The organism is Klebsiella scottii (genome assembly GCF_036561945.1).
Lineage (GTDB): Bacteria > Pseudomonadota > Gammaproteobacteria > Enterobacterales > Enterobacteriaceae > Klebsiella > Klebsiella scottii.
Genome location: NZ_JARXNI010000019.1, coordinates 634334 through 648669, shown reverse-complemented (window position 1 = coordinate 648669; position 14336 = coordinate 634334). Strand labels below are relative to the sequence as shown.

Below are 14336 nucleotides of genomic sequence, written 5' to 3'. Positions count from 1 at the left end.
CTGGGAAAGCAAAGATCAAAAAGTGCTTAACATGCGACTTTTCCGCTATTTAAGAGCAAATGAAATTGTTTAACCTCGGTCACAGTTTCATACTAAGCGGGTCAAATTGTTCTGTTGCCGTAAGGACCCTCTTATGTTTTCCGCGTTGTGCCGCCGCCTGCTTCCACTGGCGCTTGGCGCAGGTTTTGTCTTCTCCGCCCCGGCTTTTAGCGCTATGGGCGAAACCGCTAATACGCAGGCTCGTCATATCGCGACCTTTTTCCCCGGAAGAATGACCGGCTCGCCCGCAGAGATGCTGTCGGCGGACTACCTGCGTCAGCAGTTCGCGCAGATGGGCTACCAAAGCGATATCCGCAGCTTTCATACGCGCTATATCTACACCACCAAAAATCAGCGACAGAACTGGCAAAACGTCACCGGCAGCACGGTGATTGCCGCCCACGAGGGCAAGGCGCGCCAGCAAATCATCATCATGGCGCACCTCGATACCTACGCTCCCATGAGCGATAGCGACGTGGAAAAAAACCTCGGCGGTTTAACCCTGCAGGGGATTGACGACAACGCCCTTGGCCTTGGCGTGATGCTGGAGCTGGCCGAACGACTCAAGAACGTGCCCACCCATTATGGCATTCGCTTTATCGCTTCCAGCGGTGAAGAGGAGGGCCGCCTCGGGGCGCAGAATCTGCTGAAGCGTATGGGCGACGAGGAGAAGAAAAATACCCTGCTGGTGATCAACCTCGATAATCTGGTGGTCGGCGATAAGCTCTATTTTAATAGCGGCCGCAGCACGCCCGCGTCGATTCGCAAACTCACCCGCGACCGGGCGCTGGCCATCGCGCGTAGCAAAGGGGTTGCCGCCTTCAGCAACCCAGGGCTGAACCGTGACTATCCGCAGGGCACCGGCTGCTGTAATGACGCCAGCGTTTTTGACAGCGCCGGGATCCCGGTGCTGTCGGTGGAGGCAACCAACTGGTCGCTCGGTAAGAAAGATGGCTTCCAGCAGCGGGCAAAATCCCCCGCCTTCCCTGACGGCTCAAGCTGGCACAGCGTGCAGCTGGATAATCAGCAGCATATCGACAAGGCGCTCCCCGGCCGCATCGAGCGGCGCAGCCGCGACGTCGTCAAGGTGATGCTGCCGCTGGTAAAAGAGCTGGCGAAGGCCGATAAGCGCGGCTAGCTGGCGCTTGCTGCTGCCGGTTGCACGAAAAAGCCCTCAGCGTGAAGCGCGAGGGCTTTTTTTAAAACTCAATGTGTTTAAGGCAAACGTCTTTAAAACAAAGGCGATCGAGACCTACCCTTCGTGCAGTCCGCACTCGCGCTTCAGGCCGAAGAAGCGCGTCTCTTCTTCCGCCATCCCCGGCTCCCATTTGCGGGTAGTATGGGTATCCCCCACCGAAAGGTATCCCTGATCCCACAGCGGATGGTATTTCAGGCCGTGCTTCTGCAGATACTGATAAACGGTGCGGTTATCCCAGTCGATAATCGGCAGCACCTTAAATACCCCGCGCTGAATCGCCAGCACCGGCAGGGTTGCCCGGCTACCGGACTGTTCGCGGCGCAGGCCGGCAAACCAGGTACGGGTGTTCAGCTCCTGCAGAGCGCGGTTCATCGGCTCGACTTTGTTGATGTCATTGTATTTCTCAATGCCCTCAACGCCCTGCTCCCACAGTTTGCCATAGCGGGCTTCCTGCCAGGCCGGGCTGGTCTGCGCCCGATAAACTTTCAGATTCAGCTGCAGCTTATCGGTAAGCTCATCAATAAACTGATAGGTTTCCGGAAACAGGTAGCCGGTATCGGTGAGGATCACCGGAATATCCGGACGGATCTGGTTAACCAGATGCAGGCTAACCGCCGCCTGAATACCAAAGCTTGAAGAGAGCGCATAGTCGCCGGGCAGGTTTTCCAGCGCCCACGCCACGCGTTCTTCGGCGCTGAGCTTCTCCAGCTGAGCGTTGGTTTCCGCCAGCTGCAGTACGCGTTCAACTTTCGGCAGTTCATTTAGCGCGTTGAGATCGAGTACGGACATAGTTACCTCGTTATTTTCCCTTCACCTCATTCCGCTCCCCGTAAGCAGGGAGGGAATCGTCAGGCGCAGATGAATAGGTTTATTCCCAGAAATCACGGGCTGGATCGAGCACCGGACGCACGATACCCGCACGCACCGTAAAGTCGCCGAAGCCTTCACCCGCTTCGCGCTCTTTCGCCCAGCGCCCGACCAGTTCGTCTATCGAATCGAGAATTTCCGACTCGGTAATATTTTCGCGATACATGCGCGGAATGCGCGTTCCGCTGCGGTTGCCGCCAAGGTGCAGGTTGTAACGGCCCGGCGCTTTACCGATCAGCCCAACCTCCGCCAGCAGGGCGCGGCCGCAGCCGTTCGGGCAGCCGGTCACGCGGGTGACGATATGCTCCTCGCCCACGCCGTACTTGCTCATTACGCCGTCCACCTTATCAATAAATGACGGCAGGAAGCGCTCCGCTTCGGCCATCGCCAGCGGGCAGGTCGGGAAAGAGACGCAGGCCATCGAGTTTTCACGCTGCGGGGTGACGCTATTCATCAGCCCGTGGTCGCGAGCCAGCTTTTCGATCTTCGCCTTCTGATCTTCCGGCACGCCGGCAATAATCAGGTTTTGGTTCGCCGTAATACGGAACTCGCCTTTGTGGATCTTCGCAATCTTCAGCAGGCCCGTCTTCAGCGGACGCCCCGGATAATCAAGGATACGACCGTTTTCAATAAACAGCGTCAGGTACCAGTTATTGTCGATACCTTTCACCCAGCCAATCCGATCGCCGCGACCGGTAAACTCATACGGACGGATCGGCTCGAATTTAATGCCGGCACGGCGCTCAACTTCGGCCTTGAAGGTTTCAACGCCAACGCGTTCCAGGGTGTATTTCGTTTTCGCATTTTTGCGGTCGGTACGGTTGCCCCAGTCGCGCTGGGTCGTGACCACCGCTTCCGCCACGGCCAAAGTGTGCTCAAGCGGCAGATAGCCGAATTCGCTGGCGGTGCGCGCGTAGGTTTTCTTGTTGCCGTGCTCAATAGACAGACCGCCGCCCACCAGCAGGTTAAAGCCCACCAGCTTGCCGTTTTCGGCAATCGCCACGAAGTTCATGTCGTTGGCGTGCAGATCGATATCGTTCTGCGGCGGGATAACCACGGTGGTTTTGAACTTACGCGGCAGATAGGTCTGGCCAAGGATCGGCTCTTCGTCCGTGGTGGCCACCTTCTTCTGATCGAGCCAGATCTCCGCATAGGCGCGGGTGCGCGGCAGCAGGTGCTCGGAGATTTTTTTCGCCCACTCGTAGGCTTCAGCATGGAGCTGAGACTCGTTGGGGTTAGAGGTGCACAGCACGTTACGGTTCATATCGTTGGCCGTCGCCAGCGCGTCCAGCCCCACCGAGTGCAGCATCTGGTGCACCGGCTTGACGTTCTTCTTCAGAATGCCGTGGAACTGGAAGGTCTGACGGTTGGTCAGACGAATGCTGCCGTAGATCGTGTTATCGGCGGCAAACTTATCGATCGCCTGCCACTGTTTGGTGGTGATCACCCCGCCCGGCAGGCGGCAGCGGAGCAGCATCGCGTGACGCGGCTCCAGCTTCTGCGCCGCGCGTTCGGCGCGGATGTCGCGGTCATCCTGCTGATACATGCCGTGAAAGCGGATCAGCAGGAAGTTATCGCCTTTAAAGCCACCGGTGAGGGGGTCGTTTAAGTCTTCCGCGATGGTGCCGCGCAGGTAGTTGCTCTCTACCTTCATACGCTCGGCGTCGGTCAGTTTACCTTCGACCACCAGCGGTCCAGGATGTTTTTCGCTCATTAGTAGACATCTCGCTGATAACGGCGCTCAACGCGCAGCTCACTTAAAAATTCGTCCGCCGCTTCGGCGTCCATCGCGCCGAATTCGGCAATCACTTCCAGCAGCGTCTGTTCAACGTCTTTCGCCATGCGATTGGCGTCGCCGCAGACATAAATATGGGCGCCGTCATTAATCCAGCGCCACAGTTCGGCCCCCTGCTCGCGCAGCTTGTCCTGAACATAGACTTTTTGTTGTTGATCGCGGGACCAGGCCAGATCGATGCGGCTCAGTACGCCCTCTTTGACGTAGCTTTGCCATTCAACCTGGTAAAGGAAATCTTCCGTAAAGTGCGGGTTGCCGAAGAACAGCCAGTTCTTGCCCTCGGCGCCTTCCGCCGCGCGCTGCTGCATAAATGCGCGGAATGGCGCAATGCCGGTACCCGGGCCAATCATGATGACCGGAGTCTGCGGGTTGGCAGGCAGGCGGAAGTTATCATTGTGTTCGATAAAGACGCGGACTTCGCCATCTTCTTCCACGCGATCGGCGAGGAAGCTGGAAGCGCCGCCGGCGCGCGCGCGGCCTTCGATCTCATAGCGCACAACGCCGACGGTCACGTGAACTTCGTTTTCCGTTTCCGCCTGCGACGAGGCGATCGAGTACAGGCGCGGCGTGAGCGGGCGCAGCAGATCAATCAGCGCCTGGGCATCCAGCTGCGCCGGAGAGAAGCGCACCATATCGACGATCGGCGTGGTGGCCGCATAGTGCTGCAGCTGCGCTTTATCGCCCACCAGCGGCAGCAGCGTTTCGCTGCGCGTTAGGGTGGCATAGTTCTCAACGATGTTGCCGGTGTTCACCGTCAGCTCAAAGTGCCACGTCAGCGCTTCGGCCAGCGGCAGCGTCTTACCGTCTACGCTAACCGGCTCATCGCCCTTCAGCCACAGCAGTTCAGCCAGCTCTTTAACCAGCGCCGGATCGTTCTGATACCAGACGCCCAGCGCATCGCCAGGCTGATAGCGCAGGCCGGAGTCACCCAGATCGATTTCCACGTGGCGCACGTCTTTTTCCGAATCGCGACCGGTAATTTTTTGGTTTACCGAAAGCGTCGCGGTCAGCGGAGCTTCTTTAGTATAGGGGCTGGTGTGAATGTCATTGACCGCCCCGCTCGTCGCCAGCTGAGCCGGCGTCGCCGCCGGCGCACGGGCTTTCAGCACATCGACCACGCGGGTGCGCCATTCGGCCGCTGCGCCCTGATATTCGACGTCAGAATCAACGCGATCGAGCAGGCGCTCCCCGCCCAGCTCGGCCAGCCTGCTGTCGAAATCTTTACCTGACTGGCAGAAGAATTCGTAGGAGGTATCGCCAAGACCAAAGACCGCAAAAGCGGTGCCTTCGAGCTTCGGCGCTTTTTTCGAGAGCAGGAATTTATGCAGCGCGACGGCTTCTTCCGGCGGCTCGCCTTCGCCCTGGGTTGAGGTCACGACGATCAGCAGTTTTTCGGAGGCTATTTGTTTGAATTTATAGTCGCCTGCGTTAACCAGCTTGACGTTCAGCTGCGCTGCCTGAAGGTCGTCACGCAGCGCTTCTGCCACGCGGCGGGCGTTGCCGGTTTGCGAGGCGGAAAGCAGCGTAATGCTCGGGACTTCCGCAGCCGGGGCCGGAGCGGCAGCTGCCGCGCCGGAATGCTGATTCAGCACGCCCCAAAAATAGCCGGAAACCCAGGCAAGCTGGGTCGGTGTGAAGTCTGTCGTGGCCGCCTGCAGGCGCGCCATTTGCTCCGGGTTTAGCGGCAGCAAATTGGAAGGTGGGACCTGTGTCGTCATGCGTCGTTATGTTCCAGTAAGCAAAGCTGTTATTCGCACCCTGTCAGCGCGGCAAAAACAGAAGAGAATGTAAGGTTAACGGCGCTGATAGTAACAATTAAATAAGGGATGGAAATAACAAATAACCAAATGAACTAACCTGTTTTATCTATAGTTATTAACAACAAAATCGATTAAATAACCACATGAAATATAAAGAGATAATATGCATCAGCGCGGCGGATGCGGCGATTTTCCGCTCAGGGCCGTTTTAGTTAATGCTAAAAAATGTACTTTCCGGTACCCTACGGCGGTTTTTTGTCTTATTGAGAGTAAAAGATGTCCACCACCCTGTTTAAAGATTTTACCTTCGAGGCCGCCCACCGCCTGCCCCACGTACCGGAAGGTCATAAGTGCGGTCGCCTGCACGGTCACTCTTTTATGGTACGTCTGGAGATTACCGGCGAAGTCGATCCTCATACAGGTTGGATCATGGATTTTGCCGAGCTTAAAGCCGCCTTCAAGCCGACCTACGATCGCCTGGATCACTACTATCTGAACGATATTCCAGGGCTGGAGAACCCGACCAGCGAAGTTCTGTCGCGCTGGATTTGGCAACAGATTAAACCCGTTGTGCCGCTGCTGAGCGCGGTGATGATTAAAGAGACCTGCACGGCGGGCTGCGTCTATCGCGGCGAGTGATTAAAGCCTTTGTGTCGATGGTCAATATTCCGTAGATAACGCCATGCTAGCCTATGCGCTCTGGGTATCTGGGGCGCAATATGGCTGACGATTTTGATATTATTATCATCGGTGCAGGGATAGCCGGCACCGCTTGTGCTCTACGCTGCGCGCGGGCAGGACTTTCGGTCCTGCTGCTCGAACGCGGCGAACTTCCCGGCAGCAAAAACCTCTCCGGCGGGCGCCTGTACTGCCGCGCTCTCGCCGAACTTCTCCCTCATTTTCAACAATCCGCCCCGCTTGAACGCCGTATCACCCAGGAAAACCTGACCCTGCTGACCGACGAGGGCGCCACAACCTATTCCAGCCTTCAGCCCGGCGGCGACTCCTGGAGTTTACTGCGCGCCCGTTTCGATCCGTGGCTGGTTAACCAGGCCGAAGGCGAAGGCGTACAGTGTATTACCGGCGCGACGGTCGCGGCGCTGTATCGCGAAAACGGCCGGGTTTGCGGGGTCATTTGCGATAACGAAACGCTGCGCGCCCGCTATGTCGTGCTGGCGGAAGGGGCCAACAGCGAGCTGGCGGAGCGTCACGGTTTACTCCCTCGCCCGTCCCCAACCGCCATGGCGCTGGGGATCAAAGCGGTGCTGGCGATGGAGCGCAAGACGCTGGAGGATCGTTTCCGCCTCGAGGGCAACGAGGGCTCCGCCATGATATTCACCGGCGGAGTCTGCGGCGATTTACCCGGCGGCGCGTTCCTTTATACCAATCAGGATACGCTCTCATTCGGTATCGTATGTCCACTCTCCTCGCTGGGAAAAGGTGCGGTTCCTGCCTCCGGGCTGCTGGATCGTCTCAAATCGCATCCGGCCCTGCGTCCTCTGCTGCACGGTAGCGAAACGCTGGAATATGGCGCGCATCTGGTACCTGAAGGCGGCCTGCACGGCATGCCGGCGCAGTATGCCGGAGAAGGCTGGCTGCTGGTCGGCGACGCGCTGCGCACCTGCGTCAATACCGGCTTCACCGTGCGCGGGATGGACATGGCCTTAATCGGCGCCCAGGCGGCGGCGCAAACGTTAATCCAGGCCTGTCGGCACGGCGCGCCGCAAAATCTGTTCGCGCAATACCATCAGGAGATCGAGCGCAGCCTGCTGTGGGACGTGCTCCAGCGCTACCGGCACGTTCCCGCGCTGCTGCAGCGCCCCGGCTGGTATCGCCGATGGCCCGCGCTGATGGACGATATCTCCCGCGAACTCTGGCAGCAGGGCGAAGGCCCCGTCCCACCGCTGCGCCAGATAGTCTGGCGTCATCTTCGCCGTCATGGCCTGCGCCATCTGGCAGGCGATCTTATCCGGAGCTTACGATGTCTGTAGCACGTAACGTCTGGCGTCCCGCCGACGACCCGCATATTGTCCCGGCGTCGGCGCCCGACCGGGAAGTCGTCGAACTGCTTATTGCCTCCTGTCCCGCCGGGCTTTTTTCACGAACGGCGGACGGCGGCGTGCAGGTCGACTACCGGGGATGCCTGGAGTGCGGCACCTGCCGGCTATTATGCGATAAGGCAACGCTGAAAGAATGGCGCTATCCTGACTCTGGATTCGGTATTACGTTCCGTTTCGGCTAATAAAACGACTCGTTATAATTCAGGCTGCAGGAACGCTCGCGCCCCCGCAGCCTGAATGATGACGAGTAAAATACGAAGGACACACCATGCCCCTGTTACACCTGCTACGACAAAACCCGGTCATTGCGGCCGTCAAAGATAACGCCAGCCTGCAGTTAGCCATCGATTCCGAGTGCCAGTTTATTTCCGTGCTGTACGGTAATATCTGCACCATCAGCAATATCGTGAAGAAAATCAAAAACGCCGGTAAATACGCGTTTATTCATGTCGACCTGCTGGAGGGGGCGTCGAATAAAGAGGTGGTGATTCAGTTTTTGAAGCTGGTTACCGAAGCGGACGGGATCATCAGCACCAAAGCGCCGATGCTAAAAGCGGCCAGAGCGGAAGGCTTTTTCTGCATTCATCGCCTGTTTATCGTCGACTCTATTTCCTTTCACAATATCGACAAGCAGGTGGCGCAGTCCAACCCGGACTGTATTGAAATCCTGCCGGGCTGCATGCCAAAAGTGCTGGGATGGGTGACGGAGAAGATTCACCAGCCGCTGATTGCCGGCGGCCTGGTCTGCGACGAAGAGGATGCGCGTAATGCGATGAAAGCCGGCGTGGCGGCCCTGTCGACCACCAACGCCGGCGTCTGGAAATTAGCGAAGCAGCTTAATTAATCCTGCGTACAGGCTACCAGTGCTTTCAGTACCGGTAGCCAGTCATCCACGATGCCGACATCCGCCTGAGAAAATACCGGCGCGCTGGCGTCATGATTAATCGCCACGATAAATCGGCTCCCGCGCACTCCCGCCATCAGCGCCGCCGCCCCCGATGCGCCCGCCACAATGCAGATATCCGGGGCCAGCAGATGGCCGGAAATACCCACCAGGCGATCGGCATCACAGCCGCCATTCATCACTCGCGCTCGGCTGTAGCCCGCTTCCGCGCCCAGGTTTTGCGCAAGCGCCGCAATGCCTCCCGCATCGGCCTCTTCCCCGCCCTGCCCGACAACCAGCACCCGCTCCGCCGCCAGCAAAGGGTGCGCGCCCGCGCGCTCAACGCGCTCAATCTCCGTCAGCCACTCGGGCTGCGCCGCCGGTACGATACGGCGCTCCGGCAGGCCGTCAGGAAAATCCCCGGACGCATTCCCTCCGGGCTGGCGCGCCAGGGAGAGGCACAGCGGCCGGGCGCTCACCTCCAGCGTGGCCGTAAGCGCGTTGCCCCAATGAGACTTTGTCACCCGGCCCTCCGGCACGTTCAGCGATTGCACCTGGCATACGCTGCCTCCCCGCAGGCGCCAGGCCAGCCGCGTGGCCATCTCATCGGCCAGCGTTCCCGCCGGGAATAGCACCACGTCGACCGGCGTCTGCCGCCACTGAGCGACCAGCGCATCCAGAAGCTGCCCGGCAACCTCCGCCCCGGCGTTTGGCGTCCAGCGCTCGAGATCCGCCGCAGCGAGATCGTTTGCCGCCAGCCAGCCACCCATCGCGGCGCGATCGCCGGCGGCCATAACCATCGCTATCTTCATGGCCGCATCCTCCGGCATAAATAGTTCTCCCATAGCGCCCCGGCTTTCTCCTGCACCGTCGCGCCCTCAACGATAACGGCCGCGCGCCGCGGCGCCGGGCGCATCAGGCGCAGGCACTGAGCGTCAGACGTCGCCTCAACGGTCGCCGCCTGGCGCACGATGTCCGCTTTTGCCGCCGCCAGGCGCTGGCGCATGCCGGGCACCGGGAGCGCCACTTCGCCGCACTGCCTGACGGCAATCACCGCCGGTAGCCGCACCCGGCAGCGGCGGATGCCGGAGTCCGTTCGCTGCTCGACAACGGCGAAAGGCGGTTCGAGCGTAAAGCGTTCAACCTGGGTGAAACAGGGCCAGTTGAGCATTTCCGCCAGCAGAAACGGCGTCTGGCCATTTTGCCCCTCGCTGCTCTGACAGCCGGTCACGATCAGCTCCCCGCCGTGGCCGCGCTGCCAGTCTGCGATCTGTCCGGCGATAAACGATGGCGCAAAGCGCAGATCCGCTGCCGTCTCCAGCAGCACCCGCTGGTCAAACCCCAGCGCGGCAAAGTAGCGCAGCCAGTGCAGCGCACGCTCGTCGCCAATGCTTAGTGCGCTCAAGGTCATCTCGCAGCCCGCATTGCGCTGGGCCAGCAGCAGCGCGGCGGCGGCCTGCTCATCGGCGCCGATAGCGCTGCGCAATAGTGCGACATCCGGCCCGCGGGTATCCAGCGCGGCGGCCTGCCAGTCCTTTTCCGCCAGCATGCCGGCGTCAGGCTCCGGCTTAAACGCCAACAGAATGTTCATTCGCTCCTCCTTGTCTTTTGTCGCCGCTCCCGGCAGCGGTCAGCGGCAGCGCTTTGGTTTCCGGGGCCCACAGCCAGGTCACCACAAAGCCGATCAGCAATACGCCGGCCAGTAGCAAAAGGGTGGCCGTCATCCCCCACTGCGCCAGGGTCCAGGGCAGCAAGCCGGTGCCGATCGCGGCCCCAAGCCGGCTCATGGCGGTTGCGAAGCCAACGCCCAGCGAGCGGATATCCGTAGGAAAGCTTTCCGCCGGTAGGATCCCCACCAGGTTGCTGACCGCCGAAATCGTGGTACTAAACAGGATAAAAAGCAGCAGCGTCCAGGGGCTGCCTGCCGGCAGGCAGGCCATGACGAGTAGCGTCGTCGCCAGCAGCAGAAAGCTGCCGAGCAGGAAATGACGATGGGCCAGCAGATGGGTTAATACCAGGCCCAGCAGCGCGCCAACGATCAGCAGCGCATTCAGCAGCAGGCTGGCGGTCAGCGCATCTTCAAGACCGATGGTTTCCGCGATGGTGGGCAGCCAGGTATAGATAACGAACCACGGGATCACCAGGCAGACAAAGAAGATGCTGTTAAACGCCGTTCGCCGCCAGTAGCGCGGTGAAAACAGCGTTCTGATCCGTTTATTGGTTGCCGTCACCACCTCGTCGCCGAGCAGCACGTGCGGGCCAAAGCAGCGGCGCACCACCGCATGAGCCTCGGCGAAGCGGCCCTGGCGTAATAGCCAGCGCGGAGACTCCGGCGTCCCCCAGCGCAGCAGCGTGATTAACAGCGCCGGTAGCGCGGATGAGGCCAGCAGCCAGCGCCAGGCCTCCGGGTTTTCGCTAATAAAGTGGTGCCCGGCGAGGCTTGCCAGAACGTACCCGATGGTCCACACCACGCTAAACGCCCCGAGCAGGATGCCCCTATGCCGGCGCGGCGCAAATTCGGCGAGCAGCGTATGGCCTACGGAGTAATCCCCGCCCAGCCCAATGCCTATCAGGATCCGCAGGCCAATAAGCTGTTCAGGCGTAGTGGCAAAAAACTGCAGAAAAGAAGCGATGGTAATCAGGACAAAGCTGAGGTTGAAAATCTTCTGGCGGCCAATGCGATCCGAGACCCACCCAAGGGTCAGGCTACCAATAAACAGCCCAAGCAGCGCCGCCCCGCCGATCATCCCGGCCATAAAAGGCGTCAGGTGCATGGCGGGGGTCAGCTGGATAATGGCGTAACCGATGACGCCGAGGACGTAGCCGTCAACCAGGTGCGCGCCGAAGGTTAGTGCAGCAATCCGGCAGTGAAAACCGTTAAGCGGCAGGTCGTCCATTCTCACCGGTGAAGCGTTCATTTCTACCCCTTCATGGTCCGGTAAAGGCGGCTTCCCGGTTGAGAAGCCGTATATACCCGTCATACTTCAAGCGGCTTGTGGGTTAGCTTTGTTACCCGGCTCATCCATGAGCCTCGCCCTTGAGGGCCGCCGCTACACGGCGTTCAAATCTGTTCCGGACAGATTTGTCGCTCACCCAACATAGCTATCTATGTTCCAGGGAATTGACTCTCTTGCCGCCTGCAAGCAACTCGAATTATTTTGGGTATAACTATTATTTTTCAATCGGGTAAATCGTTCCGGTATTCATAATTCCGTTTGGATCAAACTGCTTCTTCAGCCCTTCCAGCAGCGGCCACGCGCTGCCGTGCTCCAGCTTGCTCCAGTGAACGCGATGTTTACCGATTCCGTGGTGATGCACCATTGAGCCGCCGAGGCGAATGGTCTCTTCGCAAATGATCTTGTTGAGCGGGTTATGGTATTTATCAATTTCCTCTTCCGGCTTACAGTCCACCACGTTGTAGTCGTAGACGAAGTACATGTTGGTGCCGTTCATATAGCTATGAGAAGAGTGGCCGCCCAGCATGGTGATATCGTCCGCGTGCGGGAACTCGGTGCGGATGCGGTTGATTACGCTTTCATAGATCTCATTGATGCAGCTCCAGCAGCCCGACACCTCCGTGGTAAAGCCCATATTGCCGGTTTTGAGGATCTGTACGCGTTCGGCAGCCACTTTTTCCGGGCCCCAGTTGAGGTGGTTGAACCAGGTTTCGATCAGCTTGCTGTCTACGCGCCGGCACTGCGGATAGCGCGCGACAACCTGCGCAATCCCTTCCCCGGTTGCTTTCGCCATCAGCGGGTTGCCTTCGGCCATAAAGATCAGCACGCATTTGCCATCGGCAAAATGGGTAAAGTGCTGGGTGCCGTCCTCGGCATCGTACAGACGGGCGATCGACGGGCGATAACCTTCCACCATGACCTCGCGCAGGATGCTGAAGCCCACCTTCATATCGTCCAGCACGTATCCGTAGAACAGGTTATTTTCCGGCGTGAACCTGAAGATTTTCACCGTCACTTCGGTGATATAGCACAGCGCACCTTCGTTGCCGATGATGATATGGCGAATATCGGGCCCGGCGGCGCGGCGCGGAACGTTTTTGATGCGGGTGACGGTGCCGTCGGGCAGCACGGCCTCAAGCCCGACCACCATATCTTCGATCGCCCCGTAGAGCGTGGAAAACTGGCCGATGCTGCGGGTTGCCACCAGGCCGCCCATCTGCGCCAGCGGCTTGGACTGCGGCGAGTGCCCGGTGGTGTAGCCTTTTGCCCGCAGCGCGTTTTCGAGAATTTCCAGCGGCACGCCGCACTGCGCGGTTGCCTGCATATTTTCAATATCAATATTCAGGATTTGGTTCATCCCGGCACCGTCCAGCACCACAGAATTTTCCACGACGGTTTCGAGGCCACCTTCGGTCGCCGAGGCGCCGGTACGCGGTACGCCGTTGATCTTATGCTGGTTCATAAAGGACAGTACGTCAGAAACCTGTTCGGTCGAGCCTAGCTTAACGACCGCGGCGGGCAGCGGCAGCGTAAAGACGCCGTGGATGTCGGCATATTTACGAAAGCGGTCAATACTGTTGCGCTTTAAAACGGTTTCATCGGTGATCACGCGATCGGAACCGACGATTTCTTTTAACTGGTCAACAATCGCTTCACGGGATAAAGACATAGTAATACCTTCCTGATAATTAATTCGGAACAGACACTTCATCCTTCAAGCTGCCTCTTTATTAACGGCTTTTATAAACCCCAATAACATTGCGTTCTATATTACCGGAGATTTATTTCCTTACGGCCTCGATGCATCCTGAATGATATTTTGTGACATAATTAATAAAAATACAGAAACCACCGGTTAAGAATTAACGTACCAGATAACCGCCGTCGACAACCAACAGATGGCCGTTAACATAATTGGATGCCTGACTGGCTAAGAATACGGCTGCGCCCATTAGGTCCTGAGTATCGCCCCAGCGGTTTGCCGGAATATGGTCCAGCACTCGCTGATTGGTTTCGGGATTGCTGCGGGTCGCCAGCGTAATATCGGTTGCATAATATCCCGGGGCGATGCCGTTGACCTGGATATTATACTGACCAAGTTCGTCGCAATATGCCTTAGTAAAACCGGCAAGCGCGTGCTTAGTTGCAGAATAAGCCGGTGACCACTGGCCGCCAAGGTAAGAAAATAATGAGCAGATATTAATAATTTTGCCGCTGTGTTGCGGGATCATAATTTTTGCCGCTTCATGGCTGAGCTCGAAGGGTGCCGTCAGGTTAACATCGATCATCGGGTCCCAATCCGCACGCCCGAAGTCCAGCACCTTATTCAGTTTACAAATTCCGGCATTGTTGACCAGGATATCGACCGTGCCAAAGCGTTCACAGCAGGCGGCGATGATCTGCTGCGGCGCGCCTTTGGCGGTAATATCCACCTGCATAAACTCAACTTCAACACCCTGTTTTTCAATAATTTCTTTCGTCTCTCCGTTATCCTTGACGACGCTTGGGATAAACAGATTCGCTCCCGCTTTAGCCAGCGCCATAGCAAAGGCCTGACCCAGCCCGCTATTGCCGCCGGTCACAATTGCCGTTTTACCTTTCAGAGAGAAGAAATCCATTGAAAACGCGTTAAGAGATTCGATTGACATAGTTGGCTCCAAATTCCTTTAGGCAAAAAAAAGAAAGGTAACTTCCCCCACGAGAGGGAAGTTACCTTTCTCATTGTCTCTGGTAACTGAGCTAATTTTTTAGCACAGCGCCCGGGCACCTAATGTGAT

At 58.3% G+C, this 14336-nt stretch carries 13 protein-coding genes; 5 read left to right on the top strand and 8 right to left on the bottom strand.

Annotation, left to right across the window (positions count from 1 at the left end):
• Nucleotides 1-133: 133 nt before the first annotated feature.
• Entirely contained in the window at nucleotides 134-1177 is a 1044-nt protein-coding gene (locus QFI97_RS06810; protein WP_346430785.1) for an aminopeptidase, read from the top strand.
• 114 nt (nucleotides 1178-1291) lie between these two features.
• On the opposite strand, the gene cysH is transcribed toward QFI97_RS06810, so the two are convergent.
• The 3 genes from cysH to cysJ form a co-directional block, all read right to left on the bottom strand.
• Entirely contained in the window at nucleotides 1292-2026 is a 735-nt protein-coding gene (gene cysH, locus QFI97_RS06805) for a phosphoadenosine phosphosulfate reductase (protein WP_095098579.1), read from the bottom strand.
• A gap of 79 nt (nucleotides 2027-2105) precedes the next feature.
• Nucleotides 2106-3818, bottom strand: coding sequence for an assimilatory sulfite reductase (NADPH) hemoprotein subunit (gene cysI / locus QFI97_RS06800; protein ID WP_346430784.1), 1713 nt, complete (start codon nucleotides 3816-3818; stop codon nucleotides 2106-2108).
• A complete protein-coding gene (cysJ, locus tag QFI97_RS06795; RefSeq protein ID WP_346430783.1) occupies nucleotides 3818-5617 on the bottom strand; it encodes an NADPH-dependent assimilatory sulfite reductase flavoprotein subunit in 1800 nt (599 codons plus the stop codon). Before cysJ ends, cysI begins: the two co-directional genes overlap by 1 nt.
• Before the next feature lie 318 nt (nucleotides 5618-5935).
• Here cysJ and queD point away from each other — a divergent pair, with 318 nt between their 5' ends.
• From queD to QFI97_RS06775, 4 genes are all read left to right on the top strand, one after another.
• Nucleotides 5936-6298 (top strand): 6-carboxytetrahydropterin synthase QueD, encoded by a 363-nt coding sequence (gene queD / locus QFI97_RS06790; RefSeq protein ID WP_095098587.1) that lies wholly within the window; start codon nucleotides 5936-5938, stop codon nucleotides 6296-6298.
• Between the two features lie 80 nt (nucleotides 6299-6378).
• The gene (locus QFI97_RS06785; protein ID WP_331833502.1) at nucleotides 6379-7650 is read left to right on the top strand and encodes an FAD-dependent oxidoreductase; all 1272 of its coding nucleotides are present in this window, start codon (nucleotides 6379-6381) and stop codon (nucleotides 7648-7650) included.
• Nucleotides 7641-7901 (top strand): ferredoxin family protein, encoded by a 261-nt coding sequence (locus QFI97_RS06780; protein WP_346430782.1) that lies wholly within the window; start codon nucleotides 7641-7643, stop codon nucleotides 7899-7901. The genes QFI97_RS06785 and QFI97_RS06780 overlap by 10 nt, the downstream gene beginning before the upstream one ends.
• Nucleotides 7902-7987: 86 nt before the next feature.
• Nucleotides 7988-8563 carry a glycerol-3-phosphate responsive antiterminator gene (locus QFI97_RS06775; RefSeq protein WP_346430781.1) on the top strand — a complete coding sequence of 192 codons (576 nt, stop codon included), beginning with the start codon at nucleotides 7988-7990 and terminating at the stop codon, nucleotides 8561-8563.
• On the opposite strand, the gene QFI97_RS06770 is transcribed toward QFI97_RS06775, so the two are convergent.
• The 5 genes from QFI97_RS06770 to QFI97_RS06750 form a co-directional block, all read right to left on the bottom strand.
• Entirely contained in the window at nucleotides 8560-9414 is an 855-nt protein-coding gene (locus tag QFI97_RS06770) for an electron transfer flavoprotein subunit alpha/FixB family protein (RefSeq protein WP_346430862.1), read from the bottom strand. The two genes, QFI97_RS06775 and QFI97_RS06770, sit on opposite strands and share 4 nt — an antisense overlap.
• The gene (locus QFI97_RS06765) at nucleotides 9411-10193 is read right to left on the bottom strand and encodes an adenine nucleotide alpha hydrolase family protein (protein WP_346430780.1); all 783 of its coding nucleotides are present in this window, start codon (nucleotides 10191-10193) and stop codon (nucleotides 9411-9413) included. Before QFI97_RS06765 ends, QFI97_RS06770 begins: the two co-directional genes overlap by 4 nt.
• Nucleotides 10171-11583: an MFS transporter gene (locus QFI97_RS06760; RefSeq protein WP_346430779.1), complete on the bottom strand. Its 1413-nt coding sequence runs from the start codon at nucleotides 11581-11583 to the stop codon at nucleotides 10171-10173. The genes QFI97_RS06765 and QFI97_RS06760 overlap by 23 nt, the downstream gene beginning before the upstream one ends.
• A gap of 190 nt (nucleotides 11584-11773) precedes the next feature.
• Nucleotides 11774-13228, bottom strand: coding sequence for an FAD-binding oxidoreductase (locus tag QFI97_RS06755; protein ID WP_095098611.1), 1455 nt, complete (start codon nucleotides 13226-13228; stop codon nucleotides 11774-11776).
• Between the two features lie 193 nt (nucleotides 13229-13421).
• Nucleotides 13422-14207 carry an SDR family oxidoreductase gene (locus QFI97_RS06750; protein ID WP_095098614.1) on the bottom strand — a complete coding sequence of 262 codons (786 nt, stop codon included), beginning with the start codon at nucleotides 14205-14207 and terminating at the stop codon, nucleotides 13422-13424.
• Between the last annotated feature and the right edge of the window lie 129 nt (nucleotides 14208-14336).

Coding starts and splice junctions, on each gene's coding strand:
- QFI97_RS06765 (WP_346430780.1), bottom strand. CDS start 10,193: ATGAACATTCTGTTGGCGTTTAAGCCGGAGCCTGACGCCGGCATGCTG.
- QFI97_RS06760 (WP_346430779.1), bottom strand. CDS start 11,583: ATGACGGGTATATACGGCTTCTCAACCGGGAAGCCGCCTTTACCGGAC.
- QFI97_RS06750 (WP_095098614.1), bottom strand. CDS start 14,207: ATGTCAATCGAATCTCTTAACGCGTTTTCAATGGATTTCTTCTCTCTG.
- cysH (WP_095098579.1), bottom strand. CDS start 2,026: ATGTCCGTACTCGATCTCAACGCGCTAAATGAACTGCCGAAAGTTGAA.
- QFI97_RS06775 (WP_346430781.1), top strand. CDS start 7,988: ATGCCCCTGTTACACCTGCTACGACAAAACCCGGTCATTGCGGCCGTC.
- QFI97_RS06810 (WP_346430785.1), top strand. CDS start 134: ATGTTTTCCGCGTTGTGCCGCCGCCTGCTTCCACTGGCGCTTGGCGCA.
- QFI97_RS06770 (WP_346430862.1), bottom strand. CDS start 9,414: ATGAAGATAGCGATGGTTATGGCCGCCGGCGATCGCGCCGCGATGGGT.
- QFI97_RS06785 (WP_331833502.1), top strand. CDS start 6,379: ATGGCTGACGATTTTGATATTATTATCATCGGTGCAGGGATAGCCGGC.
- queD (WP_095098587.1), top strand. CDS start 5,936: ATGTCCACCACCCTGTTTAAAGATTTTACCTTCGAGGCCGCCCACCGC.
- QFI97_RS06780 (WP_346430782.1), top strand. CDS start 7,641: ATGTCTGTAGCACGTAACGTCTGGCGTCCCGCCGACGACCCGCATATT.
- QFI97_RS06755 (WP_095098611.1), bottom strand. CDS start 13,228: ATGTCTTTATCCCGTGAAGCGATTGTTGACCAGTTAAAAGAAATCGTC.
- cysI (WP_346430784.1), bottom strand. CDS start 3,818: ATGAGCGAAAAACATCCTGGACCGCTGGTGGTCGAAGGTAAACTGACC.
- cysJ (WP_346430783.1), bottom strand. CDS start 5,617: ATGACGACACAGGTCCCACCTTCCAATTTGCTGCCGCTAAACCCGGAG.